21 protein-coding genes are annotated in these 25,055 nt (G+C 51.1%); 9 read left to right on the top strand and 12 right to left on the bottom strand.

Annotation, left to right across the window (positions count from 1 at the left end; translation table 11 throughout):
* Positions 1–31 precede the first annotated feature (31 nt).
* A complete protein-coding gene (locus SH451x_RS24975) occupies positions 32–1,354 on the bottom strand; it encodes a metal-dependent hydrolase family protein (protein WP_479360024.1) in 1,323 nt (440 codons plus the stop codon).
* Positions 1,355–1,458: 104 nt separating this feature from the next.
* On the bottom strand, positions 1,459–2,763 hold the full coding sequence (locus SH451x_RS24970) for a putative sensor domain DACNV-containing protein (RefSeq protein WP_479360023.1): 1,305 nt from the start codon (positions 2,761–2,763) through the stop codon (positions 1,459–1,461).
* A 257-nt stretch (positions 2,764–3,020) separates the two neighbouring features.
* On the opposite strand from SH451x_RS24970, the gene SH451x_RS24965 reads away from it, so the two are divergent.
* The 3 genes from SH451x_RS24965 to SH451x_RS24955 all read left to right on the top strand — a co-directional run bounded on the left by SH451x_RS24965 (position 3,021) and on the right by SH451x_RS24955 (position 6,440).
* The gene (locus SH451x_RS24965; RefSeq protein ID WP_479360022.1) at positions 3,021–4,355 is read left to right on the top strand and encodes a Gfo/Idh/MocA family protein; all 1,335 of its coding nucleotides are present in this window, start codon (positions 3,021–3,023) and stop codon (positions 4,353–4,355) included.
* A 42-nt stretch (positions 4,356–4,397) separates the two neighbouring features.
* Positions 4,398–5,375 (top strand): sugar phosphate isomerase/epimerase family protein, encoded by a 978-nt coding sequence (locus tag SH451x_RS24960; RefSeq protein WP_479360021.1) that lies wholly within the window; start codon positions 4,398–4,400, stop codon positions 5,373–5,375.
* 84 nt (positions 5,376–5,459) lie between these two features.
* The gene (locus SH451x_RS24955) at positions 5,460–6,440 is read left to right on the top strand and encodes a hypothetical protein (protein ID WP_479360020.1); all 981 of its coding nucleotides are present in this window, start codon (positions 5,460–5,462) and stop codon (positions 6,438–6,440) included.
* 30 nt (positions 6,441–6,470) lie between these two features.
* On the opposite strand, the gene SH451x_RS24950 is transcribed toward SH451x_RS24955, so the two are convergent.
* Positions 6,471–7,661, bottom strand: coding sequence for a pyridoxal-phosphate-dependent aminotransferase family protein (locus tag SH451x_RS24950; protein WP_479360019.1), 1,191 nt, complete (start codon positions 7,659–7,661; stop codon positions 6,471–6,473).
* Positions 7,662–7,934: 273 nt separating this feature from the next.
* Here SH451x_RS24950 and ade point away from each other — a divergent pair, with 273 nt between their 5' ends.
* Positions 7,935–9,569 carry an adenine deaminase gene (gene ade / locus SH451x_RS24945; RefSeq protein WP_479360017.1) on the top strand — a complete coding sequence of 545 codons (1,635 nt, stop codon included), beginning with the start codon at positions 7,935–7,937 and terminating at the stop codon, positions 9,567–9,569.
* Positions 9,570–9,574: 5 nt separating this feature from the next.
* On the opposite strand, the gene uraH is transcribed toward ade, so the two are convergent.
* The 7 genes from uraH to SH451x_RS24910 all read right to left on the bottom strand — a co-directional run bounded on the left by uraH (position 9,575) and on the right by SH451x_RS24910 (position 15,938).
* Positions 9,575–9,922: a hydroxyisourate hydrolase gene (uraH, locus tag SH451x_RS24940; RefSeq protein ID WP_479360015.1), complete on the bottom strand. Its 348-nt coding sequence runs from the start codon at positions 9,920–9,922 to the stop codon at positions 9,575–9,577.
* A complete protein-coding gene (gene uraD, locus SH451x_RS24935; RefSeq protein ID WP_479360014.1) occupies positions 9,919–10,425 on the bottom strand; it encodes a 2-oxo-4-hydroxy-4-carboxy-5-ureidoimidazoline decarboxylase in 507 nt (168 codons plus the stop codon). The genes uraH and uraD overlap by 4 nt, the downstream gene beginning before the upstream one ends.
* Entirely contained in the window at positions 10,422–11,765 is a 1,344-nt protein-coding gene (gene allB, locus SH451x_RS24930; protein ID WP_479360013.1) for an allantoinase AllB, read from the bottom strand. Before allB ends, uraD begins: the two co-directional genes overlap by 4 nt.
* A 5-nt stretch (positions 11,766–11,770) precedes the next feature.
* Entirely contained in the window at positions 11,771–12,616 is an 846-nt protein-coding gene (gene pucL, locus SH451x_RS24925; RefSeq protein ID WP_479360012.1) for a factor-independent urate hydroxylase, read from the bottom strand.
* A 5-nt stretch (positions 12,617–12,621) separates the two neighbouring features.
* Entirely contained in the window at positions 12,622–13,875 is a 1,254-nt protein-coding gene (locus SH451x_RS24920; protein ID WP_479360010.1) for a M20 family metallo-hydrolase, read from the bottom strand.
* Positions 13,875–14,576, bottom strand: coding sequence for a (S)-ureidoglycine aminohydrolase (gene allE, locus SH451x_RS24915; RefSeq protein ID WP_479362933.1), 702 nt, complete (start codon positions 14,574–14,576; stop codon positions 13,875–13,877). Before allE ends, SH451x_RS24920 begins: the two co-directional genes overlap by 1 nt.
* A 93-nt stretch (positions 14,577–14,669) precedes the next feature.
* On the bottom strand, positions 14,670–15,938 hold the full coding sequence (locus SH451x_RS24910) for an allantoate amidohydrolase (RefSeq protein ID WP_479360009.1): 1,269 nt from the start codon (positions 15,936–15,938) through the stop codon (positions 14,670–14,672).
* Between the two features lie 125 nt (positions 15,939–16,063).
* On the opposite strand from SH451x_RS24910, the gene xdhA reads away from it, so the two are divergent.
* From xdhA to xdhC, 3 genes are read left to right on the top strand one after another with little or no spacing between them, the layout of a single operon-like run.
* Positions 16,064–17,536: a xanthine dehydrogenase small subunit gene (gene xdhA, locus SH451x_RS24905; protein WP_479360008.1), complete on the top strand. Its 1,473-nt coding sequence runs from the start codon at positions 16,064–16,066 to the stop codon at positions 17,534–17,536.
* Between the two features lie 4 nt (positions 17,537–17,540).
* Entirely contained in the window at positions 17,541–19,880 is a 2,340-nt protein-coding gene (gene xdhB, locus SH451x_RS24900; protein ID WP_479360007.1) for a xanthine dehydrogenase molybdopterin binding subunit, read from the top strand.
* Entirely contained in the window at positions 19,870–20,733 is an 864-nt protein-coding gene (gene xdhC / locus SH451x_RS24895; protein WP_479360006.1) for a xanthine dehydrogenase accessory protein XdhC, read from the top strand. Before xdhB ends, xdhC begins: the two co-directional genes overlap by 11 nt.
* Here the strand turns inward: xdhC and SH451x_RS24890 are convergent.
* Positions 20,730–21,206, bottom strand: coding sequence for a nucleoside deaminase (locus tag SH451x_RS24890; RefSeq protein WP_479360005.1), 477 nt, complete (start codon positions 21,204–21,206; stop codon positions 20,730–20,732). The two genes, xdhC and SH451x_RS24890, sit on opposite strands and share 4 nt — an antisense overlap.
* 603 nt (positions 21,207–21,809) lie before the next feature.
* Between SH451x_RS24890 and SH451x_RS24885 the strand changes: the two genes are divergently transcribed.
* The gene (locus SH451x_RS24885) at positions 21,810–22,535 is read left to right on the top strand and encodes a hypothetical protein (protein ID WP_479360004.1); all 726 of its coding nucleotides are present in this window, start codon (positions 21,810–21,812) and stop codon (positions 22,533–22,535) included.
* Positions 22,536–22,586: 51 nt separating this feature from the next.
* On the opposite strand, the gene SH451x_RS24880 is transcribed toward SH451x_RS24885, so the two are convergent.
* Complete coding sequence (locus tag SH451x_RS24880; RefSeq protein WP_479360003.1) at positions 22,587–23,714, bottom strand: esterase; 1,128 nt, start codon at positions 23,712–23,714, stop codon at positions 22,587–22,589.
* Positions 23,715–23,915: 201 nt separating this feature from the next.
* Between SH451x_RS24880 and SH451x_RS24875 the strand changes: the two genes are divergently transcribed.
* On the top strand, positions 23,916–24,968 hold the full coding sequence (locus SH451x_RS24875; protein ID WP_479360001.1) for a type II secretion system F family protein: 1,053 nt from the start codon (positions 23,916–23,918) through the stop codon (positions 24,966–24,968).
* Positions 24,969–25,055 lie beyond the last annotated feature (87 nt).

The raw sequence follows: 25,055 nt of genomic DNA, 5'->3' as shown, positions 1-25,055 counted from the left end.
AAAGCTAGATTGCTCGGAGTGGATACGGTTTTTATTTCAGCAAATTCTTGTAAATTTTTCCATCTTTCATGATGACGACAAAGTTCTCTTCAGGAGCGGCAATGAGTGCCAAGTTTTCGAGTGGGTTGCCGTTGACGAGGATCAAGTCAGCTAGCGAGCCTTCTTCAACGACGCCGATTTTGCCTTGATAAGGGCTGCGTGCGCCGGCCAGAGACAGCAGTTGTGCATTCGTAGATGTCGCCATGACCAGTACTTCAGCCGGAGAATACCAGCGTTGCATCTGGACAAGCTGCGCGCCCTGCGTTGCTGCCTTCGCTGCGTCAAAAAGAATGTCTGTTCCCCAAGCGGTCTTGATGCCGTGCTTCTTTGCAAGTTTATACGCATTATCAGTACCGGCAAACATCTCGAGCTGTTTCTTGCGATTGATCGATCCTTCTGGGAATGGCGAGCGGCCATCATCAACGAATGGCTGCAAGCTCCACCAGATCTCCTTGTCTGCCATCAGTTTCGCAGTCTCATCGTCTAGCAGTTGACCATGTTCAATACAGCGGACGCCGGCTGCGATCGATTGTTTGACTGCCCGCGGAGTATATGCGTGGACCGTCACATAAGTCCCCCAGTTCTCGGCAGCTTCGACCGCTGCTCGCAATTCTGGTTCGGTGTACTGAGTAACATCCAGTGGGTCATAATTTGAGGAGACGCCGCCGCCAGCCATTAACTTGATCTGCGAAGCGCCTAATGCCAATTGCTCTCTAACACGTTGTCGAACCAAGTCGGGGCTGTCAGCGATGGCGGCAGCGCCGACACGTTCGCTGTGCGTGAAATCACCGGGGCGTGCCGGCAAGTCGTTAGGAAGTCGAAAATCCCCATGCCCACCCGATTGGGATATGAACGCGCCTGACGGCCATATCCGCGGTCCGTTGACAACTCCGAGATCAATCCCCCGTTTAAGACCAAGAGTGGGGCCGCCCAAGTCACGGACGCTCGTAAAACCACGAAGCAACATGTCGTTAGCAGCTTTAGTTGCCGCAACATGGAAAAAGCCGACTTCACTGGTCAGCACCGTCATCTGCGGTACCGAGCTAAACATCAAATGCACATGAGCGTCGATCAGGCCAGGCATCAGCACTCGCCCGCCGCCTTCAATCATATTCGCCGACTCTGCGTCGGGCATACTTTCGGAGATCGTTTCAATTTTATTACCGATCACAAGGACGTTGACCGATTCCGAGATTCTCTCGGACTTCCCATCAAAAACTCTAACATTCTTAAACACAGTACTGGTTTGCGCAAGAGTCACGTTAGTTAAGAGCAACATCGCGACGGCGCAGAAGCACGGGGAAAGGCGATACATAAGTGACCTCCAGATTGGATCGGTAAAATTTGCAGGCTCGTACATCATGATAGTGCACGCTGCCGAATGTTTTGAGTGTCTCTCGAAAACACTCGTCGATGCGGTTAAGGAAGATAAGGCCAATAAACGAGGCGATCCTGACGACAAGCGACAAATCGAACTGCGCCGTCTTGTGAAACGACGACAGCGATTGTGTCCTTTAACTCGCTAACCAATCGATATGCTGAACGGTGGCGGGTGCCGGACAAGTCGGCCGGTTCTGTAACCGATTGCAAAGCTTCTAGGTCCAAGGCTCGCTCGATGCAAGTTACGTGAGAGTTCCCCAGAATCTCAGCTCCGAAGCCGACAATACGAAATTGTTGATTCAGTACGAGAGATCCGTCTACGCTCATCAAGTCAGCTAAAAAGTGACTAAAGTCGACGAGCGCGGCGTTAAGCCTCCAGAGTGTAGCATCCTGCATCTGCTGATAATCGGTCCATTTGACAGTGGCCAGTCCCAAGCTAGCGCCAATTTCCGTGACACGTTGCATCAGTTGGAGCATTAATTCCTGAAAACGACACGAAGGAGTAGCTTTCGAAAAGCGAATACGGAAGCGTAACCAATCATTTAGCCTGAGGTCGTCTTCGTCCGAAAGGTAGACTAGCATACCCCCTTGGCCACGGTTACGAACTAAGCTGAGCACACGTCGAATCAGTCCTTGAGCTACATCTTTCACAAAAGAGTCGCAGAGTTTTATGGGTAGTGGCGACTCTAGCTGCTCTTCCAACTGTGTCACTAGAGACGTACGAACGGACGCGAATCGCTCTGGGAGCCATCGTGATCGGAACGGGTCAAAGCCTTCAGTCAGTACCTTGCCGCCAATTGTTTCTAAAACGCGACTTAATCCAGATGCCGCGATGAGGTGCCCGGGACCAAGAATTTGCAGCACCAGTCGATCGGGAAGTTCACGCACGCCATGGGGAACATTTTGCGGTTGATTTACCCAGCCTGTACCTCCAACTACCATTCCCCAAATCGTTGCTTGTGAGGAATCTTCCGGATCGACTTCGACCCCCAAAAGTGTACGGTAGTATCCCGCACCGGCTGCCAGCTTACGCACTTCATGAGGTGTGAAGCCGCATGGGGTCTCGAAATGCAGCACATGAAGGCCTTCCGACCGTTGAAGTTGCACTAAATCGTCACTGTCGCGAGACGCAAAAATTACACGGCATTGTACAGGACTGCTCTCTTCTTGCAGCAGGCTAGCTTGATACGCAATATCGATCAGTGCTTCGAGGACGGATTCGCTGGGAAGTATCGAGGTGTCGTATTCTGCGTTCTGCCAACGCTTACGTAAGATCGCCGCTAGCTCAAGCGGGTAAACAGAACGGTTTGGATTGGCATCGAGTTTTTCTAGATCGGAAGTCATAGTGCTCTTTATAGCCGAACTGCGGCTGTTTCGGCTGGATTTTGTTGTTGACTCGCTCCAATTGGCACCAAGCCGCATTGGAAATCGACGTCCGTCATTCTCGATTCTGTTGTCCGCTACGTCGATACTAAAACATTACCAGCAGGAGTTGTCGCGCACTGGTAGAATAGATGACTGGAAAAGTTCGACTTGGTGATCGAGCGTCACCCGATCTGTTAGCCACACTTTGACTTGAGGGGATATCTAAGGGGATATCTATGGAGCCAGATGACGCAACAAAACCCAAAGAAGACCGTCGGCGTTCAACCGACGCCAGCTCGCGACGGTCGTTCGTAAAAGCGTCGTCGCTGGTCACAGGTGGAGCAGTAGTAAACGCACTTAGCAACCGTTCGATGGTTCATGCCGCGGGCGACGATGTGATCAAGGTCGGGCTGATCGGATGCGGCGGGCGGGGGACCGGTGCGGCCTCGGAAGCGCTCAATGCAGATCATAACGTCAAGCTCGTTGCTATGGGCGATATGTTTGAGCCCCGTTTGCAGATGAGTCTCAAGAGCCTCGAACGGATCAAAACGCTGGAAGGCAAAATCGATGTCCCTCGAGAGCGTCAGTTCTTCGGCTTTGATGCTTACAAGCAAGTCATCGATAGCGGGGTTGATGTCGTTTTGCTCGCCACGCCCCCTCACTTTCGTCCGCTGCACATGCAAGCGGCCATCGCCGCGGGTAAGCATGTCTTCGCCGAGAAGCCATGTGCCGTGGATGCGCCTGGCGTACATTCTGTGCTACGCACTTGCGAAGAAGCGAAAAAGAAGAATCTATCGGTAGTGTCTGGGCTTTGCTTGAGATATCACGATCCGTTTCGACAGGCTGTCCAAAAGATTCACGACGGGGCAATCGGCGATATTCGAGCGATGTTTGCGAACGATTATCGCGGTCCCATTTGGGTCAAGCCTCGTCAACCAGAGTGGACTGACATGCATTGGCAAATGCATAATTGGTATTACTTTACCTGGCTATCGGGTGATTTTAACGTCGAACAACATGTTCATAACTTAGACTTGTGCACGTGGGCCATAGGGGACAAGTATCCCGTCAAGGCGATCGGCATGGGAGGGCGTGAAGTTCGTAACGGTGAAGACTTTGGCAATATCTTCGATCACCACAGCGTCGTCTACGAGTATTCCGACGGTGCTCGACTCGTGAGCAATACACGGCAAATAGAAGGTTGCAAGAGCGACATCAGCGTCGACATTCTTGGCACGGCAGGTACTGCGTTGTTAACGGAGCGTCAAAATGGCGTGCGCATCACATCGCGAGATACGTGGGAGTATTCGGGTGAAGAAAAGAATATGTACCAAGTCGAACATGATGAACTCTTTGCAAGTATTCGCGCTGGTGTTCCGATTAACAACGGAGAATACATGGCCAAGAGCAGTTTGCTCGCCATCATGGGAAGGATGGCGACTTACACGGGACAGGAAATAACGTGGGACATGGCTTGGAATTCAAAAGAGGACTTAACACCAGCGAAATACGAGTGGGGAGAGCTAGCCACACCGAAAGTCGCCATTCCAGGCGTCACGCAATACTCTTGAACTAGTCTTTGTTCTGTTTCAGCTGCGAGCGGGAAGGAAAAAATGAACCTTTATCAATCGGAGACTACCCTACCTCGTAGGCAGGTCGTGGGCGCTCTCGCCGCAACAGCCGCTTCGTTCGCACTACTAAGCAGAAGCGGTAAAGCAGACGAGCAACACACCGAAACCGTGGATGCAGTATCCAAAGGCCCGACGACTTTTAAGCACGCGTGTATGACGCTACCGTACAGCAGTTTTCCACTGGAAAGAGCGCTCGCCGGTATTAAGTCTGCCGGATTCGAACATGTTGCTTGGGGCGTTACTAACCGCGAGCTTAATGGAAAAGAAGTGCCCGTGATGGCAGAAGATGCCGCTCCAAAGATCGCCAAAGAGTTAGGTATTCGCTGCCGTGACATCGGACTTGAACCAGTCATGATGTTTTCAACAATCTATCCAGAAGATCCTCGCAGCTTGAAAGTTTTCACCCAACGAATCCAACAAGCTTCGGCAGCTGGGATCGGTCAAGTGTTGACATTCGGGCATTCCGAAGGCGATAGCCGCGAGTTGTGGGTCGAGCGATTTAAGAAATTAGGGCCGATCGCGCGAGATCATGGTGTCACGATTGTTATCAAACAACACGGTGGTGCAACAGGAACGGGCGCGGCCTGCGCAGAGATCGTGCGCGAGATAGATGACCCTAACATCGCAGTAAATTATGACGCCGGAAATGTTATGGACTATCTTAATGTCGACCCGATCTCCGACGTCCAATCGTGTGCCACCGAGATTCGTAGCTTTTGCATAAAGGATCACCGCGATTGGCCGCATGACGAAGATTGTGGACCAGGCTTTGGAGAAATCGATCACTACCGATTGTTAAGCCCTTTTGCATTCACAGGAATGACCATTCCATTGGCTTATGAAAATATATCGGCACCAATGTTGCCTAGGCCGGACAATCCCGATCAAATCGACAGCCTCGCACGTCGCGCCCGAGAGTATCTGGAAACCGTAATCGCTGGGCTACAGAACAAGTCATAACATAAGTTTTAACTAAAGATGCATCTTCTGAAATCAGTCAATTTCTCGCGAACGAATTTTTATTGCAGGTTCATTCCAAGCGTAATGCTATGTACTGCTTGTTGCCTGTTAAGCCCTGACATTGCGAACTTGGGACAAGATATTACCGATACACCAGATTCTGTTAGCGCAGCCAAGAATGAGGTGACAATTCAGAAGCTGACGACTGAGCACCTTCCTAATGTTGTTCAGGTTACCGACCGTGTCTATTCTGGCGGCTTGCCCGAAGGAGATGCTGGGTTTTTGGAACTCCAGCAACTTGGGATCAAGACGGTAATTAGCGTTGATGGGATCACGCCCAACATCGATCTGGCAAACAAATATGGACTGAAATATATCCATCTGCCCCACGGCTACGACGGCGTGCCGAACCAGCGGATTTTGGAAATCTCGAAAGCGGTCCGAGAGCACGAAGGCCCGGTATATATTCATTGCCATCACGGTAAACACCGAAGTCCAGCCGCCGCTGCCTCCGCATGTTTAACCATTGGATGGATTCAAAATGCGCAGGCGTTTCAAGTGCTTCAAGTCGCCGGAACGAATCCCAATTATCGAGGATTGTTTGAGTCGGTGAAAAACGCGAAACCGGTCGCCGAAAAAGTCTTAGATGCGCTTGAGGTTCAGTTTCATGAAGTCGAACCGCTGCCTCCCTTGGCTGATGCAATGGTCGATTTAGACCACGCCTTTGAACATATCCAGTTGTTCGCAAAAAAGGATTGGCGACTGCTTGAGGAACATCCCGACTTAGGGCCAGCGCATGAGTCGCTATTACTGCGCGAGCACTATACAGAACTCTTGCGCGCGGACTACGTCGAATCTCAAAGCGACGTTTTTAAGAAGCTCTTGGTTGATGCAGAAATTGCAGCCAAAGAGCTCGAATCGATTCTGAACAGCGCCGCTAGCGAACCGCAGCGGTACGCAAAACGTGAGCAACTAGCAGCCGCGGTAGCCAAGATCTCCAGCAACTGCAAGGCGTGTCACGAGGCTGTTCGCGATATTCCGCTCAGCGAAAAGCAGCCCCAATAGTTAGTGACGCGAAACAACAATGGTTCGACCTTACGAATAGACCTCGTTGGCAGCGGCGATACTAGCGCCATGATCGAACTTGCAACCCTGTTCGGCAAGCAGCTTTTCCAATGCCGACAGCACGAGCAGCACATTGTTCTGCCGTGATCCATAGCCCATCAAGCCGACGCGCCAGACTTTGCCTTTGAACGCCCCCAATCCTCCGCCAATTTCAATACCGAAACGTTCGAGCAGGGCTTTGCGAACGACGACGTCGTCAACACCTTCGGGAATGTGCACTGCATTTAACATTGGTAGCTGATGGCCTTCTTGTGCTGCGTATTTGATTCCGAGTGCAGCTAGTCCAGCCTTGAGAGCTCGATGGTTCAACTGATGACGCGCGAAACAATTCTCAAGTCCTTCTTCAAGCACAAGCCGAAGCGCTTCGTGAAGGCCATAACTCATATTGATCGGTGCTGTATGATGATAAACTCGGTCAGTGCCCCAATACGAAGCCAGCATCGACATATCTAGATACCAGCTTTGTACCTTCTGTTTTCTGCTCATAATTCTGTCGACAGCTCGAGCGCTGAAGGAGACTGGAGCGAGGCCTGGCGGGCAACTCAAGCATTTTTGCGTGCCGGAGTAAATCGCATCGATTCCCCATTCATCGACCTTGACCGGCAGCCCTCCCAGTGAGGTAACGGCGTCCACGACTAGCATTGCGCCCGAGTTGCGAACCAAGTCACTGATCTCAGGAATCGGCTGCGAAGCGCCAGTCGATGTTTCAGCCATCACAATGCCGACGACTTTCGGCTTAGCACTTGCGATTGCTTCTTTAAAATCGTCGGGCGTGAAAACTTCGCCCCAAGGACGCTCAACTTTAGTAACGACAGCCCCAGCTCGCTGGGCCACGTCGACCATACGCGCACCGAAGACTCCGTTGACTCCGATGACCATGGAATCGCCTGGCTCAATTAGATTAACGACAGTCGATTCCATGCCAGCCGAACCCGTAGCACTAACGGCCATCGTGAGCTGATTCTTCGTCTGGAAGACTTGCCGAAGCATCTGCTGCGTTTCGTCCATAATCTTTAGATAGTACGGATCCAAGTGCCCGACGGTCATGCGACCTAATGCTTCGAGGACGCGCGGATGGATATCGCTAGGACCGGGGCCAAGCAGAACTCGAACAGGTGGGCAGACTGACGGCGGTAGAACAAAGGGCGCAGAGCTAGACATTACGACAACGCTTTCTGGATTACTATGAATAGAGGATTGCTATGCAATATAGCAATCGTCCGAGATTTTTCATCGTGATCGTCTCGCCTCCGGCCGAATTCTAACAAATTGTCAGGCAGATATCGGATAACAAAGAACGACATCCATGCTGGTAACGTTTGATTGTTTTCCTTTGTCTAAATGTAATGAGCGTTTGCAGCACATCGAATGCTACTTGGTTTCGAGCAGCGATTTACATAGGCAAAAAGACGCGTTGATGACTACAATCGCGATATGAAGAAACCTACATTTTCACTGATATCCAATGTTGTAGATGCAATCAATCGTCAGATTTTCGCGGCGGAAATCTTTGTCGAAGATGGCTTTATTATCGATATCCGAGCGACAAACTCGCCAGCGAGCAACTTCCTGATTCCGGGCTTTGTGGATGCGCATGTGCACGTGGAAAGTTCAATGCTAGTGCCGGCAGAATTCGCACGTGCAGCAGTAGTTCATGGCACCGTTGCAACTGTCTCTGATCCGCACGAGATAGGAAACGTGATGGGCGTGGAAGGAGTCTCCTACATGCTGGACAATGCAGCGACCGTGCCATTCAAGTTCTGTTTCGGCGCTCCCTCGTGCGTTCCGGCCACGAGTTTCGAAACCGCGGGTGCAACTATTGGCATTGAAGATGTCGCGACCATGATGCAAGACCCTCGGATTGGCTATCTGAGCGAAGTGATGAACTTTCCGGGGGTTCTGAACGGTGAACCTGAGGTCATGGCGAAAATTGCGGCCGCTAAACAAGCTAACAAACCGATCGATGGTCATGCGCCTGGTCTTCATGGTGAACTTGCCAAGCTTTATTTCCAAGCTGGCATTTCGACAGATCATGAGTGTTTTACTAAGCAAGAGGCACTTGAGAAGCTTGCGGTCGGGTGCAAAATTGCTATCCGTGAAGGTTCTGCAGCAAGAAATTACGCTGCTCTCTACGAACTGATTGACGAATACCCCGACCAAGTAATGCTGTGCAGCGACGATAAGCATCCTGACGAACTGATTCACGGGCATATCAACCAGCTAGTCAAGAGATCTGTGCAGTTGGGACTTGATCGATTTAATATTTTGAAAGCTGCAAGCTTGAACGCCATCGAACACTACAAGCTGAACGTTGGAAGGCTGCGGGTGGGGGATCCCGCAGATTTTGTAGAAGTGAAAGATTTAGAGAGCTGGGAAGTCCTGCGTACGTTCATTGATGGGAACGTAGTTGCGGAAGCAGGCCAAAGCCGAATCGTCACGGAAAGTCACTCCGTTGTAAACCGATTTAACGCTCAACCTTGTTCTAAGTCATCGCTGGCTGTACCAGCTTTGACTCAGAATATAGAAGTGATCCGCGCCTTCGATGGACAGCTTGTAACACAGCGCGTGACAATGCCGGTAACTGCTGAAAACGGATATGCCGTATCCGATATTCGCGACGATGTACTTAAATTAGTCGTCCTGAATCGATATCGCAACGAAGCCCCGGCCGTGGCTTTTATCAATGGGTTTGCACTCAGGCGGGGAGCGTTAGCGTCTTCTGTCGCTCACGATTCGCATAACATCATCGCGGTGGGCGTCGACGACGACTCGCTTTGCAGAGCGATCAATCGAGTGGTCGCTATGAAGGGCGGACTAGCAGTAGTGGACGGAGAACGCATCGCAGACTTGCCATTGCCCGTTGCCGGGTTAATGTCGACCGAACCGATCGAGCGGGTGAGTTCCGCCTACGCAGTCCTGGATGAAATGGTCAAGGCGATGGGAACCCCGCTCAGAGCACCATTTATGACTCTCTCGTTCATGGCTTTGCTAGTCATCCCCGATTTGAAGCTAAGCGACCGTGGGTTATTCGACGGTCAGCACTTTCGCTTTACCGACATGTTCGTCTAATCGGCTTAGCTACCGCGATATGTCGAGTAGCCGAACGGACTGAGCAGAAGCGGCACATGATAATGACGATCTGTATCGGTGATCGCAAACTCGATCACAACTTTCGGAAAAAACGTCTCAGTTCCAGATTGATGAAAGTATCGCTGCGTATCGAATTCAATTCGATAACTGCCCGCCGTCGCCGGTCCTGGCGGTAGCCAATCGGTGATGCGCCCGTCTGCATTGGTTGCGCCTGAGGCGATTGCTTGCCAGCCTTCATCGAAACTGTACTCAAGCCGTGCCGATATGCAGACGGCCGGAATTCCCAGGGAAGTATCGAGGACGTGGGTAGTTATCGGACTGCGAGTGGTCATGGGGCGAGCTTCTTGATGCGAAGTAGAGTGATCTTGCGTTGTTCAGTACCGGCGAAACCGATTTCAATTTCCGGAGTATTCGGCAGTCGAGCTTGCAATATTTCGAGCATTTCGGTCGCAGATTTTCCCGTGGCGCAGACGATGAAGATATAGCCAAACTTCTCGAAGTAATCGTCATTTCCTTTTGCAAGAGCTGTAAGCGTTGCTTCACCTGCATCGCTGACAGCTGATTGTTCGCCCATAGCCCACTGTTTCGTGGCGGCGAATTTTGCTCGTAATGAATCAATATCGCCAATCCGTGGATGAGCTGCAAATGCTTCTAGCCAGTCGCTTGTCCTAAACAAATCAAAAGCCGCTTCGGATGCATCTAGGATCGCTTGGTCATTTTTAAATGGACGAGCACCGAGCATTTGAGTTACCCACAAGGCCGCAGCGCAGCAATGCTCGAGCTTCTCTTTCGCTTCCGCTTCGGACAACTGATTGAGAAATTGTGCGACTGTCATTTGCGAAGCAACCTTCCATATGGCTGATGGCTCAGGTTTCCTTCGGCGAATGCAAGTTCGCCTCGAACATAAGTGCGGTGAACCAGGCCCGTCAAGGTTTGGCCTTCGTAAGGGGATATGCCGCTTCGGTGGCGTATCGATGAGGCTTCTACATTCCAAATCGCATCGGGGTCCCAAACGACAAGATCGGCATCGTAGCCAATACTAATTTCACCTTTGGATTGCTCAAGTCCAATCAAGTGCGCTGGCCTTGTTGAAAGCCAGCGGAACAACTCGTCAATGCTGACCGAGTAGTCTTTCATCGCAGTCCAAACAACCGGTAGCGTAAATTGAATACCAGATATTCCGCCCCAAGCTGCGTCAATGTTGCCACTGTCAGGGTATTTCATCCACGCAGGGCAGGGACTATGGTCCGAACCAATCGTATCGATGGAACGATTAAGCAGAGATTGACGAAGTTGTTCGCGATTCGCTGCTGAACGAATTGGCGGAGCGCATTTGAACCGTGGATCTCCGTCGGCAATCTCTTCGGAGGAAAAGTAGAGGTAGTGCGGACAGGTCTCGACGGTTAACGGGTATCCAAACCGTTTGGCATCGTTGATCAAGTTGATGATCATTGAGTCTGCGTTGGCTAAATGAACGATATGTGTTCGACAAAGCGATTGCTGAACTAAATCGATCAACAAAAGAATGGCGGCGAGTTCCCAACTGCCGGGTCTGGAGGCGACGAATTGTGAAAACGAGCGAGGGTCCTCCATCGCCGGCGCTGAATCATTAACGAGCTCTGCATGGACCAGAAGCGGCAACCCTGCGGCTGCCAGGACCGGCATCGCTATTTCCAATTCCGTGCGAGTAGAGGCTGGGAAGTCGGGCAAACCCGAGTCGCATAAAAATGCTTTGATGCCAAGCACGCCATCGCGGATAAGCTCCGGGATCTTGCCCGGATTGCCAGGGACAAGTCCACCATAGAAGCCCACATCAACCCAGCATTTTCCAGTAGCAGAAGCACGCTTGATCGCCAGCGATTCGGCGTCGATAGTTACAGGGGTACTGTTGAGGGGCATGTCGACTATCGTCGTCACACCGCCTGCAGCAGCTGCTTGTGTGCCTGTCTCAAAGCCCTCCCAATCAGCGCGGCCCGGCTCATTGATATGGACGTGAGCGTCAACAATTCCCGGTGCTATGACCAGTGAGCCCAGGTCTTCAATCGCGCAGTTTGACGGAGCCTCAGAGCGATTGCAAAGGTCGACGATCTGTCCATTTTCAATTAGAACGAAACCGTCAAGCAACCCTTCTGGTGTAACGATTCGATCGCTAGCAAGTGCAAAACGTGGTGGCATAGCCGTTACTCGCGTTCTATCGTGGCAGTAATGTCACCGTAGGGCTCATCGGTTGGACAGAAAATACTGTGGTCCCCCGTTAATCCCAATCTATCGACGTCAACCAGCAAACGATGCTGATTCGGCATCGATAGAGTAACATCAAGTATTTCCGGAAGGCTTTCCAAAATCTTACCACCGATGCGATAGATCGTGTACTGCACCGATGGGCTGTGCTCGGTGGCAAACATTTGCAAGATTATATCACGAACCTTGCGACGTACCTCATCGCAATCGATAGGCTTGGTAGCCCAAGACCAAGTCGCTTCGACATTTGTGGCAAAGATGCGGTCCTCCGCCGGTGCCAAGGTTGTAAATTGGTCGACGATGTAACCGACGAAGCTAGATTCAGTGGTCTTCAAGATCTGCAGTCCGCTGATTCCAGATTCAACGTAAGTCGACTCGCGATCTTGTTGAACCACACACTTGGCAACTTCCTCAGGGCCTCGAACAAACGAGTGCTCATGAGGTTTGCAGTCAATAATTGCTCGTTGCCAGCAAACTTGTTCGATGCTGGCAGAAGCCATGCTGACGTGACTGAACGAATTTAAGAAATGGCTGGTGAGTTGCTGCCCAAAAGTTTCGATGTCGACCCAAGTATTCTGCTGAGCGATTGCGTAAACCGTGTTTTTGATCGTATCGGTGGGGACGATCTGGCTATTGTCGCCTGTCACATAAGACTTTTCAAACTCGCCTTCCAATTGAAGATATACGGTGCATTCGGCAATATCATGGTGTTGCGCGTGGCGCGTGACCTTCGTAAAACGTACGCGAGATTTACCATAGCTTTGATGAGCTAAGCGAATATTCAACTGAGTTACTCCACTGACGATAAGAATGCCAAAGTATTTGCAAGAACGGTAATCCCATCTTGAATTGCCTGTGTTGAAGCGAATTCATCAGGGCGGTGGCTATAGCCTTTGTAGCAAGGAATGAAGATCATAGCGATCGGTGCAATGACGTTCATAAACAGACTGTCGTGGTATGCTCGGCTGATCATGTCGAGGTAGGGCAGCTGAGCGTGCTGGCAAGCATCATGTATGGCGTCAATTATATCGGGAGAGCTAGTGGCTGGAGGATCGGCATTGATTTGCTCTAGCGAGACAGCTAAGCCGCGGGCTGTTGCAATATCTTGCGCGCTTTGAGCAATGCAGGATAACACGCGGTCGCGCCGCTGGGCATCGACGTCACGAACATCAATCTCAAGCTCGACCAACGACGGAATGCTATTTACAGCACATGGATGGACCTTTAGATAACCCGTCGTGCCTACGGTATCTGCGCCTCCGACCTGCAAAACATGTTCTTCAACGGCTAAGGCAAGTTGTGCGGCACCCAGCAAAGCGTCTTTACGGCCTGGCATCAGAACAGCACCGGCATGCCCACCTTCGCCTTCAAAGCGGCATCGCAAAGCGGCCGGCGCGGCGATAGCCTTCACAACGCCAATCGAAAGATTTTCACGTTCTAAAATTGGTCCTTGTTCAATATGCAGCTCGACAAAAGCGGAGTAATAGTTTTGCGGTAGCTTGACATCCGTCAGGCTGTCCAGGCAACCGAACTTGGAACGGGTTTCTTCCAAAGTCTTGCCGTCGACGTCCTTAAACTTGGCTGCTTCGGAAGCGTCTAATACGCCCGCCAGCAATCTGCTACCCAAGCATCCAATCCCATATCGAGTCGGCTCTTCGGCGGTAAACATGAGCAGTTCGATGCTGCGCTTTGGCCGAAACCCTGAAGCTTGAAGAGCGCGAATCGCTTCTAACCCGCCTAGCACTCCCACCGTACCATCAAAACGTCCCGAATGCGGAATTGCATCGCAATGTGAGCCAGTCCCAACAAGTGGTAGCTCGGGGGAAGTGCCCTCCCATCGCGCGAACAAATTTCCGACTGCGTCCGTTCGGACTTTCAACCCAGCATCTTCAAAAAGCGATGTCAAAAACTTACGAGCTGCCCTATCGGCTTCAGAAAAGACGATTCGTGTAACTGCAGGGGCGGGTGCTTCGCTAAATTGAGCCAGTGCGATAAGTTCTCTTTCGACACGTTCGCCATCAATACGGAGCTTGAGGATGACCATTATGCATCCTCCAGCGAATCGCGATGTACGTCTTTGTAATACAAGTAGGTCGACGGTTTTTTGCCCATCGCCACCCACCATTGAGGACAAAATGAACCCATCCAGATAACGTCACCGGCGGTGATTGGATAATAGCAAGAGTCCAAACGATAAACGCCCGCCCCTTCCAGCAATAGAAAGCCATGCTCCATAACATGAATTTCAACAAGAGGGAGCGTTGCGCCAGGTTGAAAGGTGAATAGATTGACGGCCATGTCGAACGCTGGCTCTTTTGGCAAAAGCGTTTTCAGTTGAGCGTCGTCGTCCCTCATGAATGCTTCCGAGGAGACATCAGCGGCATTGCCAACAACCATTGAAGGCAGCGCGATACCTGCAAGTGGCACGTATTTCTTCTCGAAAATCTCAAGTCGTGCGCCGTCGCCGGATCCGAGTAAGCATTTCGAACCTGGTGGCAAATATACAAACCCTCCTGCGCTGAGCTGCTTCTTACCACCTGGGGATTCCGACAATTCAACAGACCCTTCCAGTACATACACAAACCGTTGCACTGTGGCGGGCAGGGCTGCGCTTTGAGAATTCGATCCCATGATGGCAGTGTATTGCATGAACCGCGCACCCAGGACTGGGGCAATATGGATGATCGCCTCCGAATTCTTCCACCCGATTAGCGGCGAGCGTACGTGGGTGTCGGGCGTGATCAATGCGTGGTTGGGTTTTATTGTCGAGCGTGTAGAGCCGTAGATGTCCAATGTGAATCCTCTAAGAACGGTGCACTGATAAAATATTAGCTGTGTTTACAAAGTTGGAACTGAGTGTAGGGTCGCAAGTCTACGTACAAATTGGAGCATCACTCGCAGGGATTCCTCGATATCGCAAATGTCGACAGATTCGTCAGGATGATGACTGATTCCGCCTTTACACCGAATGAATAGCATCGTTGTTGGCAGCAGCGGAGCCATGATTACGGCATCGTGCCCAGCACCGCTTTGCATATGCCGAACCGGCAGCTTTAAATCGGCAATCGACTGAGCGAGCACGTCGGACACATTAGGATCGGTAAGTACTGCGGGTTGTTCTTCACAACGTTCCCAGAAAAAGTTCAACCCCCGACGAGCGGCGATCGATTCTGCTTCAGTTCGCAATGCTTCTACCGAGTGTATTCGGACAGTATCGTCCAGATGACGAGCATCCAAGCGAACGGAGACCTCCCCAGGTATAACATTTGGTACATTCGGAGAAACAAGCAAGTGGCCGACGGTAGCCAGCAACCCAGTCGTTTGGTTCGCCATCTGTTCCACTTGTGTAATCCAGTCCGCAGCAGCAGTCAGAGCATCCTGTCGCAACCGCATGGGCGTTGTACCCGCATGGGATGCGCGTCCCACAAACCTCGCAGTTACGCGGGTCTGCCCAGCGATGCCGTTTACCACTCCAACCGCCAGCCCTTCATCCTCGAGTACGGGCCCTTGTTCAATATGTGGTTCTAAAAAGGCAATGTAATCTTTAGGATCAAGCTTGCAACCTGCGATCTCGGCTGCGCATCCCCCAAAGCTTTCGACAACATCAGTGAAAGATATGTCGTGATCGTCGCATCGACCGAGCAGTTCGTCTACGAAGCAACCGGCGAGAGCCCGTGATCCGATATATGGCGATCGAAATCGAACGCCTTCCTCTTCTGAAAACGCGACGACTTCGATCGCGAACGGCAGCTCGTGAACCGATTCGCCCAACAGTTCCACCAAGGCGATTCCTAAAACGACGCCCAAGGCCCCATCATAACGTCCGCCATTCGGGACCGAATCAATATGCGATCCGATCAGAAATTTTGCTTTTCTAATCGGGGAATTTGTCGTACCAAACAAGTTACAAGCCGCATCCATTCGACAGTCAAGCTTGACACTTGACATCCATTCCCGCAATAGTCGATGCGCGCCGGCCATAGCTTCAGAACAAAATGTCCTTGTGATACCGTCCGCAGATTCGCTCTCCTGAGCAAGTAGTTCGCAACGTTTTAGCGTTTTCGAAGCGACTAACGAAAGTTCGGAGCACGCAGCAGAAGAAGTCACAATAATTTTGTCCTCGTTTTTTGTTTGAGTTTCAGTATAGTACCAATGGGTAGAGCATTCATTCCAGTGGAGAAACTTCTTACTGGCTTTTATATTGTTGGCGACCAGCTGTAGAATGAGCTACCATGCGCGACTTTGTATTGTTTTTTTTGAATGGTCAGAAGCAGCAGGTGTCTGGTGCGGACAGCCTTCTCTCGTTGAGCGACTATTTAAGGCGTCGACTTCGCCTTACAGGAACGAAGATCGTCTGCGAAGAGGGCGATTGTGGGTCGTGCACAGTTCTTGTCGCAGATCTCGCTGCGGAATCGCCACGCTACAGGGCGATCGATTCTTGCATCTGTTTTCTTTTTCAATTGGATGGACACCACGTCGTCACGGTGGAAGGTGTCGGAGAACCCCGCGAGCTGAGTAGCGTTCAGCAAGCGATGGTCGATTGCCACGGTTCGCAATGCGGATTCTGTACGCCCGGATTTGTAATGGCCATGACTGGAGTTATGGAGGGTAAGTCGAAGTGCGATTCACAATGCTCTGCGAGTTGCAAAGAGGAATGGCGGCAGGAGCTGACGGGCAATTTGTGTCGCTGCACGGGCTACGATCCAATACTTTCTGCTTGCGAGCAAGTTCAATCGGCCGAGTATCAGTCGCTTGGCGTTCGGTATCCGCTGGACGCACTGTCAAAGATTTACGCACCAGTGGCAGACGATGAATTTTGTCTGGTCGATTACATCGATGGGGCGACGGTGCCGCGTGTGTTCTCGCCGACGTCCTTGGAGCGTCTATGCGATCTTCGGGCGCAACATCCAGCCGCGAAAATCGTTGCGGGCGCAACGGATGTTGGTGTTCAAGTCAACAAGCGAGTATTTACGCCTGAGTTGCTGCTGGATATTTCGCGAGTAAAGGATCTTCAACAAGTCACTTTAGAACACGAATGTGTGACTATCGGCAGTGGCGTTTCTTGGACTGATACTCTGTCAATATTCCAGCAGAACTTGCCAGAGCTTGCCGATATCGTGAAAGTTTTTGGTTCGCCTCAAATCCGCAACATGGGAACGCTGGGGGGCAACATCGCCAATGCCTCCCCAATCGCCGATTCGCTGCCAGCACTTTACGTTTTGGAAGCTGAGCTTGAGTTAGTCAGTCAACGCGGTTCGCGACGTGTCAACATTAATAACTTTTATCAAGGTTACAAAACGTTCGACTTGGCCAAGGACGAAATCATACGCAGTATTTGTATACCTCTGCCTGCTCCAGAAGAAATGCTTTCACTGACCAAGGTTTCAAGACGCAGAGATATGGATATTTCAACCTTTACGGCTGCCGTACGAATGAAAATCGACAACGGCATCATTTCAAGTGCAGCGATAGCGATGGGCGCTGTCGGGCCAACCGTGTTGCGATTACGCAAGGTGGAGCAAGTCTTGGTTGGGGAACCAGTGAGTGTCGAAATAATGCGGCAGGCTGGCGAAACTGCGGTTCAAGAAATTTCGCCCATTTCAGATGTTCGCGGTTCGGCCGACTATAGGAACCAACTCGCGAGGAACGTGTTCATGAAATTCTATTACCAGTCAGTCGCTGGTAGCAAATTAGTGAGAGCTTGAGGTCATGGCATACGTAGGTAGAACTATCCCCCACGATTCCGCAGTCGGCCACGTAACCGGGCGAGCCGACTATTTGGATGACTTGCCGCGGTACGAAAACGAACTAGTGGTCGGTGTCGTCGGTAGTCCGTTTGCCGCTGGAAAGATTCGAACGATTCAAGTTGATCAAGCGAGACTTGTCCCAGGAATTATTGCTGTTTTAACACATGAAGATATTCCAGGCCACAAGCTGATTGGGCCAATTTTTGCCGACGAACCAGTGCTTGCGTTTGAGGATGTAACTTATGTCGGCCAGCCTATAGTTATCCTTGCCGCAACTTCCCAGGAATCGCTTGATAAAGCCAAGATGGCTGTACAGTTGGAAATTGAAAAGCAGGAGCCCATTCTATCGATCGAGGCGGCAATTCAAGCTCAGCGGTTTATTGGCCCGCGACGTTGTATTCGGCAAGGCAACGCCGACGAAGCGATGGCCAACGCAGAGAGAACTTTATCAGGCTCCTTTCAAATCGGTGGCCAAGAGCAATTCTATCTCGAGTCGCAAGCCGCCTTGGCTATTCCGGGCGAAGACGACCAGATCATCGTGCATTCTTCAACACAGAACACGACGGAGATTCAGAACGTCGTTGCAGAAGTGCTAGGGATAGGAAACCATCAAGTAGTTGCGATTTGCAAACGAATGGGCGGCGCATTTGGTGGTAAGGAGACGCAGGCTGCGCTGCCAGCCGCTTTTGCTGCGCTGGTTGCAAATCGGACTCGCCGTCCAGCGCGAGTGATCTACAACAAAGACGAAGATATGCAGATCACAGGCAAGCGACACGCATATCGCGCGGATTGGCAAGTTGGCTTTGACGATACAGGAAAAATTCAATCGCTCAAAGTCGACATTCATTCCAACGGAGGTGCTTCGGCTGACCTGTCAACTTCGGTGTTAGAACGCACCATGATGCACATCGACAACGCATATTACCTTTCGGATGTGGAGATTTTTGGCCAAGTTTGCTTTACAAACATCCCTCCTAACACGGCTTTCCGTGGTTTTGGCGGACCGCAGGCGATCGCAATCATCGAAAATATTATCGAAGAGATCGCGATCGAACTGCAGACCGATAGTTATGACGTTCGATCGAGAAATCTTTACGGTGTCGACAAGGATCATCAGACTCCGTATGGCCAATTGTTTCATCGCAATCACTTGCCTGAGATACTTCCGACTCTAGCAGCCACCGCACATTACCACCAACGACGAAAGCAGCTGCAGAACGACAGCTGTACCTTGCGTGGCATTTCGATGACCCCAGTAAAGTTCGGTATTTCCTTTACATCTAAATTCCTGAATCAAGCCAACGCGCTCGTCAACATTTACACAGACGGAACTGTGCAGGTTTCGACGGGCGGAACTGAAATGGGGCAGGGGCTAAACACGAAGATACGCCAGATTGTCGCGGATGAATTCGGAATACCATGGCAACGAGTATTGCTGATGCCGACTTCGACGGAAAAAAACAACAACACGTCGCCCACGGCCGCCTCTGCAGGAACGGACTTGAACGGAGCGGCCGCAGTGGATGCGTGCCAGATCCTGCGGCAGAGACTTGCGGAATTTGCGGCCCGGAGATTTATGGACTCGGCGAAAGGCCTTTGCGAATCCTCGGCAAATGTTGTCTTCGAAGGGGGTTTTGTGTTTGACGATCGTGATCCGGAAGGGGCGCGAATCACTTTTGCCGAGCTCACAAAGCTTGCTCGGCTGGAACGAATAGATTTGGGAGCACGAGGGTTCTATCGGACGCCGGGGGTCGATTTTAACCGAGATACAGGCCGCGGAAATCCATTCCTCTATTACACGCAAGGCGCAGCGATCGCCGAAGTGGAAATTGATCGCTTCACCGGCCAGCTGACTATGAAGCGAGTCGACCTGTTAATGGACATTGGTGAATCGATTAACCCAGGGATTGACCTAGGTCAAATTAAAGGCGGATTTGTGCAAGGCATGGGGTGGGTAACAGCGGAAGCTCTCATTTATGACGGCGCCGGCCGACTTCTGTCTCACTCGCCGACGACCTACAAGATTCCGGCGATTACGGATGTGCCGGTTGAGTTTCACTGTAAGCTGTTTGAGAATTCGGACAATGTGCTGACGGTTCGGCGCAGCAAAGCTGTTGGGGAGCCGCCACTCTTGCTAGGCGTGTGCGCTTGGACGGCTGCGAAAGATGCTCTTGCTAGCTTCTCACCGATATCGGCCAAGAATTTGCGATTACCTGCCACGTCGGAAGAGATACTTCGGTGCATCGAATTGGCTGGGGTGAATATACCTGTGGTGAAGGCGGTCAAGCACGATGACCAATAGGCACGGTTTCATCGAAAAACTTGCTGAGTTCGCGGCCAGTGGTAAGCAGTTTGTCTGCGTGACTATGGTCGATTCGCATGGCAGCGTCCCTCAAGAAGTCGGCAGTAAAATGCTGGTAGATGCATCTGGGTTGCTCTTTGGCACAGTCGGCGGTGGTAGGATCGAACAGCATGCCATCTCCGTTGCGCAAGAGATGTTGTCGTTGCCCGCTAATAGCAACGGCACTCAGCTTCACGAATGGAATCTCAAGCGAGACATTGGCATGACTTGCGGAGGGAGCGTGAAGCTCTTCTTCGAAACTGTGAATCACCGCGTTTGGTCGATCGTCATCTTCGGAGCGGGGCATGTCGCCGGGTCGCTGGTTCGTTGTCTTCTGACGCTCGATTGCAAAATTACAGTGATCGATTCACGGCAAGATTGGTTGGAAAAGATGCCCAGCGATTCCAAATTGGAATGTAAATGCATCGCGGAACCGGTGCAGTTTGTTTCACAAATCCCCGACAATGCTTTTGTGCTCCTAATGACGATGGGGCACAGGACGGATCGTCCTATCCTGGAAGAAATCCTGAAATCTCAAAAGCAGCTTAGCTACTTAGGTGTAATTGGTAGTCAGGGGAAGCGAGGTGCACTGCGTAAGGAGTTATTGGCGTCAGGGATTGCGCCGGAGCTTGTAGATAGCTTTCGTTGTCCCATTGGGCTACCAATCGGTAGCAATGAGCCTAGTGAAATAGCGATCAGTGTTGTTGCGGAATTGCTGCAAGTTCGTGATGAACTGCGAAAGCCTGCGTTGGCTAAAGATTCGGTGAGTGAAGCGACCGCAGGAGCGGGACGCTTGGAAGCACATGATCGCTAGTAATCGATGCGATCGATCTTGGTAGCCCATTTTTGAAAGACCGAAAGCGCTTCGGTACGCATAAAGTTTTCGGTCTTAATCCGTCGACTTTCAAAGGTCAGACCAATCTCATCATAGATGTGCTGATCGTCGAACCCGATTTCGGCAGCATCAGTACGGTTGCACGCGTACACAATCCGATCTGGTCTGGCCCAGTAGATTGCGCCTAAACACATGGGGCATGGCTCGCACGAAGTATAAATCGTGCATCCGGTCAGCTGAAATGATTGAAGATGCTCGCAGGCTTTGCGAATCGCCACAATCTCCGCATGCGCTGTGGGATCGTTTGTCGACGTGACCTTATTGCAGCCTTCTCCGATAATGGATAATTCCCGCACTATGACCGCTCCGAAGGGGCCACCCGCATCACTGTCGATGCCGTTACTGGCGAGTTCAATCGCACGCTGCATAAAGATCTTATCGGGGTTCGTCATTGGCGATGGCGCAGCACATGGGAAGAATGAGCAAACATGAAACCGTCTTTCACAGACTTATGAAGACACAAGTATAGCTAGCGAGATGGGGAAGCGTAGAAGCAAAACATCCTGAAAACCGAGGCGATCGCGATTGGATTTCTGCTTTTGTTGGGATGTTTCCTTCTATGTGTTCCAAGGGCCTATTCATCGCCTTTGAATAGAGTGCGATCGGTGCAAAAAGTTTGCTGCAATGATTGCAAATTTCATTTTTGGAAGCGAGCGTTCGGACGGACTGGCACGCGATGCAGTGCATGGGTGAACGACCGAAGTTCTGACAACACAAAGGTTTACTACAAGCGTGTCTCAAGCTTTCAGGCTGCATGCGGGAACACGAAAGGCGTTACGAAAGAGAGGGAATGCGTATGCTGAATCGTCCAACCAAACTTCTATTTGAAGCGTACGGGTAGGGCGGGGCGAGTCGTGTGCATTCGGTAAATTTTTTCAGATCAAGGCAGAAAGAGTCGTCTTTCCTCTCGCAGGCATAACTTGTTAGTGATAGTTTAATTGGTCGAAGTGGACGACGGAGTGTCTGGCTATTTCTTACTGCGGAATTCTATGCCGATGTCAACGGATTTGAATCAGATTAAGTCTCGACAAACTTGTCCTCGTTACTTTGGTCTACCCCTGCGCAGTTGTTGGGGGATGGTCAGTCTTGCAAGTTTGGTCGGGATCGTCGCTACGACATTTGTTTACGGTTATGTCACCAATCAGGTTAGCTCACTCACGTCTGACAAACGAAGCAAACTACCGGTTGTAGAAATCTCGCCTGAGAGATTGGCGGCCATTGAGCTGCAGATTGACCGCGTTTCAAAATCAATTCAAAATCAAGGGATCGAGAACCGGGAGTTCTTCTTAGCTGCAGAAGAGATCAATACGTTGCTTCACAAAGAGCCGCGCCTGAGAAATGCAATCGTTGTGAAAATTGAGAACGACGTCTTGAAAGCTGATGTCAGTTTGCCAGCCGATAGTCTGCCGGGAGGCCAGGGGCGATTCTTCAATGCCGAAGTGATCTTCAGCGCTTCTGTAGATGCAGGCAAGCTTAATTTGACTGTAGTCGAAGCCAGTATTGATGGTGAGTCTGTCTCGGATGTTTGGATCAATCAGATTAAGGGGCGAAACTTTGCCAGGCCGCTTTACAATGACCGCGAGATAGCGAACTTGCTAGAAAACCTCGAACGTGTCGAGGTTGAACCTAACGGAATCCGGTTCGTTCTAACAGGTGCTGCCAATCTTTTGCAAGCCTCTAAGCAAACCGATAACCCGCAGTTCTACACGCGGCTGCGCTAGAGCAGTGATCGATTGTGTCAGCCACTGCTTTGAGCAGCCGTAGTTGCATAGCTACTGAAAAAGGTGTGGGACCATGTCGGCCAGATGTTCACGCCAGCTGATCCATAGATGTGAGCCATCGGTTTCGACGAAACGAACAGAAAACTTGTGCTCCTCAAGTAGCTTCACCGATTTAAGCGTCGATTCATACCGAAAGTCTTTCTTGCCGCAAGCGAAATAGAGCAGCGAAAGACTCTCTCTGGCGTTGGGATTATTCAGTATTGATTTGTATCGATCCAAAGAATCGTTCTGAAAGCCAGAGCTGAAGACACCGATGTTGGCAAACGAGCCAAGGTTGTCGAGGCCTATTTCAAGCGATTGCCGACCGCCGCGAGCATGTCCTGCAATCGCACGATGTTGACGGTGTTTGGAGACGCGAAAATTCGATTCGATGGTCGGTATAATATCCCGCATCAGTTCGGACGAGAATTGGTCGACTTCGTGGGGCTCGCCCGGCTCTTCGGTATGGTTAGCGCACATGACAACCAGCATCGGTTTAGCTTTACCGCTCACGATCAGATGATCCAAAATCGGGCGTACCTGACCAACGGTTGCCCAAGTGTTATCGCTGTCCCCAGTACCATGCAGGAGGTACAAAACGGGCAACTCTTTTTGTAGGCTAAAATATTTCGGAGGTGTATAGACGTGCAGCCTACGCTTCGTCTTGAGAGTTGTCGACCAATAATGAAGATTTGAGATGACGCCTTGCGGTTGCGCTGGACTTATTTGGAATTTCGGATTGGGTACGATCAAAAGGCTTGAAACGTTCCAATACGATTCACTACTTCGCGCGTTGCGCGGGTCGACGGTTGGAATCGAGTCGACGATGTAGATGTATCGGTAGGCTCCCGGTGGAATCTCACTAAATGTGACTTCCCAGATCCCATTTTGGTCTTTCGTCATGGGAGCCCCTGGACCGTTTCCAGGGATGTCAAAACTTCCCAATCGCACGATGTCTGCCCCAGGTGCGTACAACCGGAAAGTGACCTTGCCATCCGAAGAGATCTCAGGTGACACTACGTCAAAAATTCGCTCACGCTCTTGGGCTTGGGCGTAATTAATCGTGGCAGCGATTCCAAGGAGCCAACACAGAAGTAAAGCTGCCTGTTCGCTAAGTTGTTTCAAAGTTGGCGATGGCATGAGATTCGTGTTTTAAGCGTAGCAGAAGCTTTCAAGTATAATCTAACATTCTAGCTCTGTTCGGTTCCGCAATTCCAAAAACAGTCGTTTTGCGCGATAAAGAGGTGGGACATCTGAGCCGCTAATGCATTAGTTGCAGTTTGGCGCTAGAATAGTTTAACCCATGTTCGTCGTAAATTATATTTTTTAAGGTTCTGCGCCGTGAGTTTATTTGCTCCGAAGATTCCGCTGAAAACGGCCGAGCAGTTATGTAGTCGGCTCGCGACAGGTCTTAAGGCCGGCGTCGATCCCCTGAAAATGCTGGAAACTGAGGCACGTGTTGGGACCCAGCGACATCAGGCAGCGGTTGCGGATGTTCGCACCAGCCTGCTCAAGGGCGACTCCTTTGCAGAAGCCCTTGAGCGTCGTTCCGATTACTTTCCCAGCCTTCTAGCGCAAATGGTTCGGGCCGGAGAACATGCGGGAGGGCTTGAGAAAACGTTTGCTTACATGGGGAGCTATTATCGAGATTTGCGCGAGACTCGGACGGGGTTCCTCCGCCAGTTAACTTGGCCCGCGATTCAAGTGACCCTTGCAATCGGCGTTGTGAGCCTGATGATCTGGATCATGGGCGTACTATTTACTGACAGCTCGCAAGCGAATTACGACCCGCTTGGCTTTGGACTGAAGGGTACAAGTGGCGTTGCGGTTTTTCTAAGCTACGTCGGCGCCGTCGTCTTGCTGATCGCCGTAGTCGTTCGTGCCGTCTGGAAGAATTGGTTTGGGCTGCATGAAATTCTGATGCCCATTGCGCTCAAAGTCCCAGTCATTGGGCCCGTTCTGAAAAACATCGCTTTATCAAGGCTCACTACCATTCTCTCCCTGCTGTTGAATGCAGGGGTAGATGCGATTCGGTCCGTGCAGACATCTTTTGTGAGCACGGGAAATCAGTACTACGTCAAAGCCTCACCGAAGTCGATCGCTGCCGTTAAGAAGGGGAAATCGCTTTCCGACAGCTTTTCAGCGTCCGGCGTTTTGCCTAGGGAGTTCATTGAAGCCGTCGAAGTTGGGGAGCTGAGCGGCAATGAAACGGAGTCTCTAGACGCACTGGCAAGGCAATATGACGCGCAGACCAAAACGTCGCTGCAGATCTTGAGCGTCACGGTGTCCATGGCGATCTGGATTGTGATGGCTCTGCTCCTGGTTTTCTTGATTCTGCGGCTCGCCATGAGCTACGTGAACATGTTGCAAGATGTTTCCAACGGCAACTTTTAATAACCTGACGGCTAAATATCCGTCGCCAATGCTATGCAAATCTTGGAATGCCTCTCTGTTTTTCGTTAGGGCTAACGGTTATCAGCC

The sequence above is a fragment of the Njordella aestuarii genome, assembly GCF_056494165.1.
This window is presented reverse-complemented; position numbering and strand designations above follow the sequence as displayed.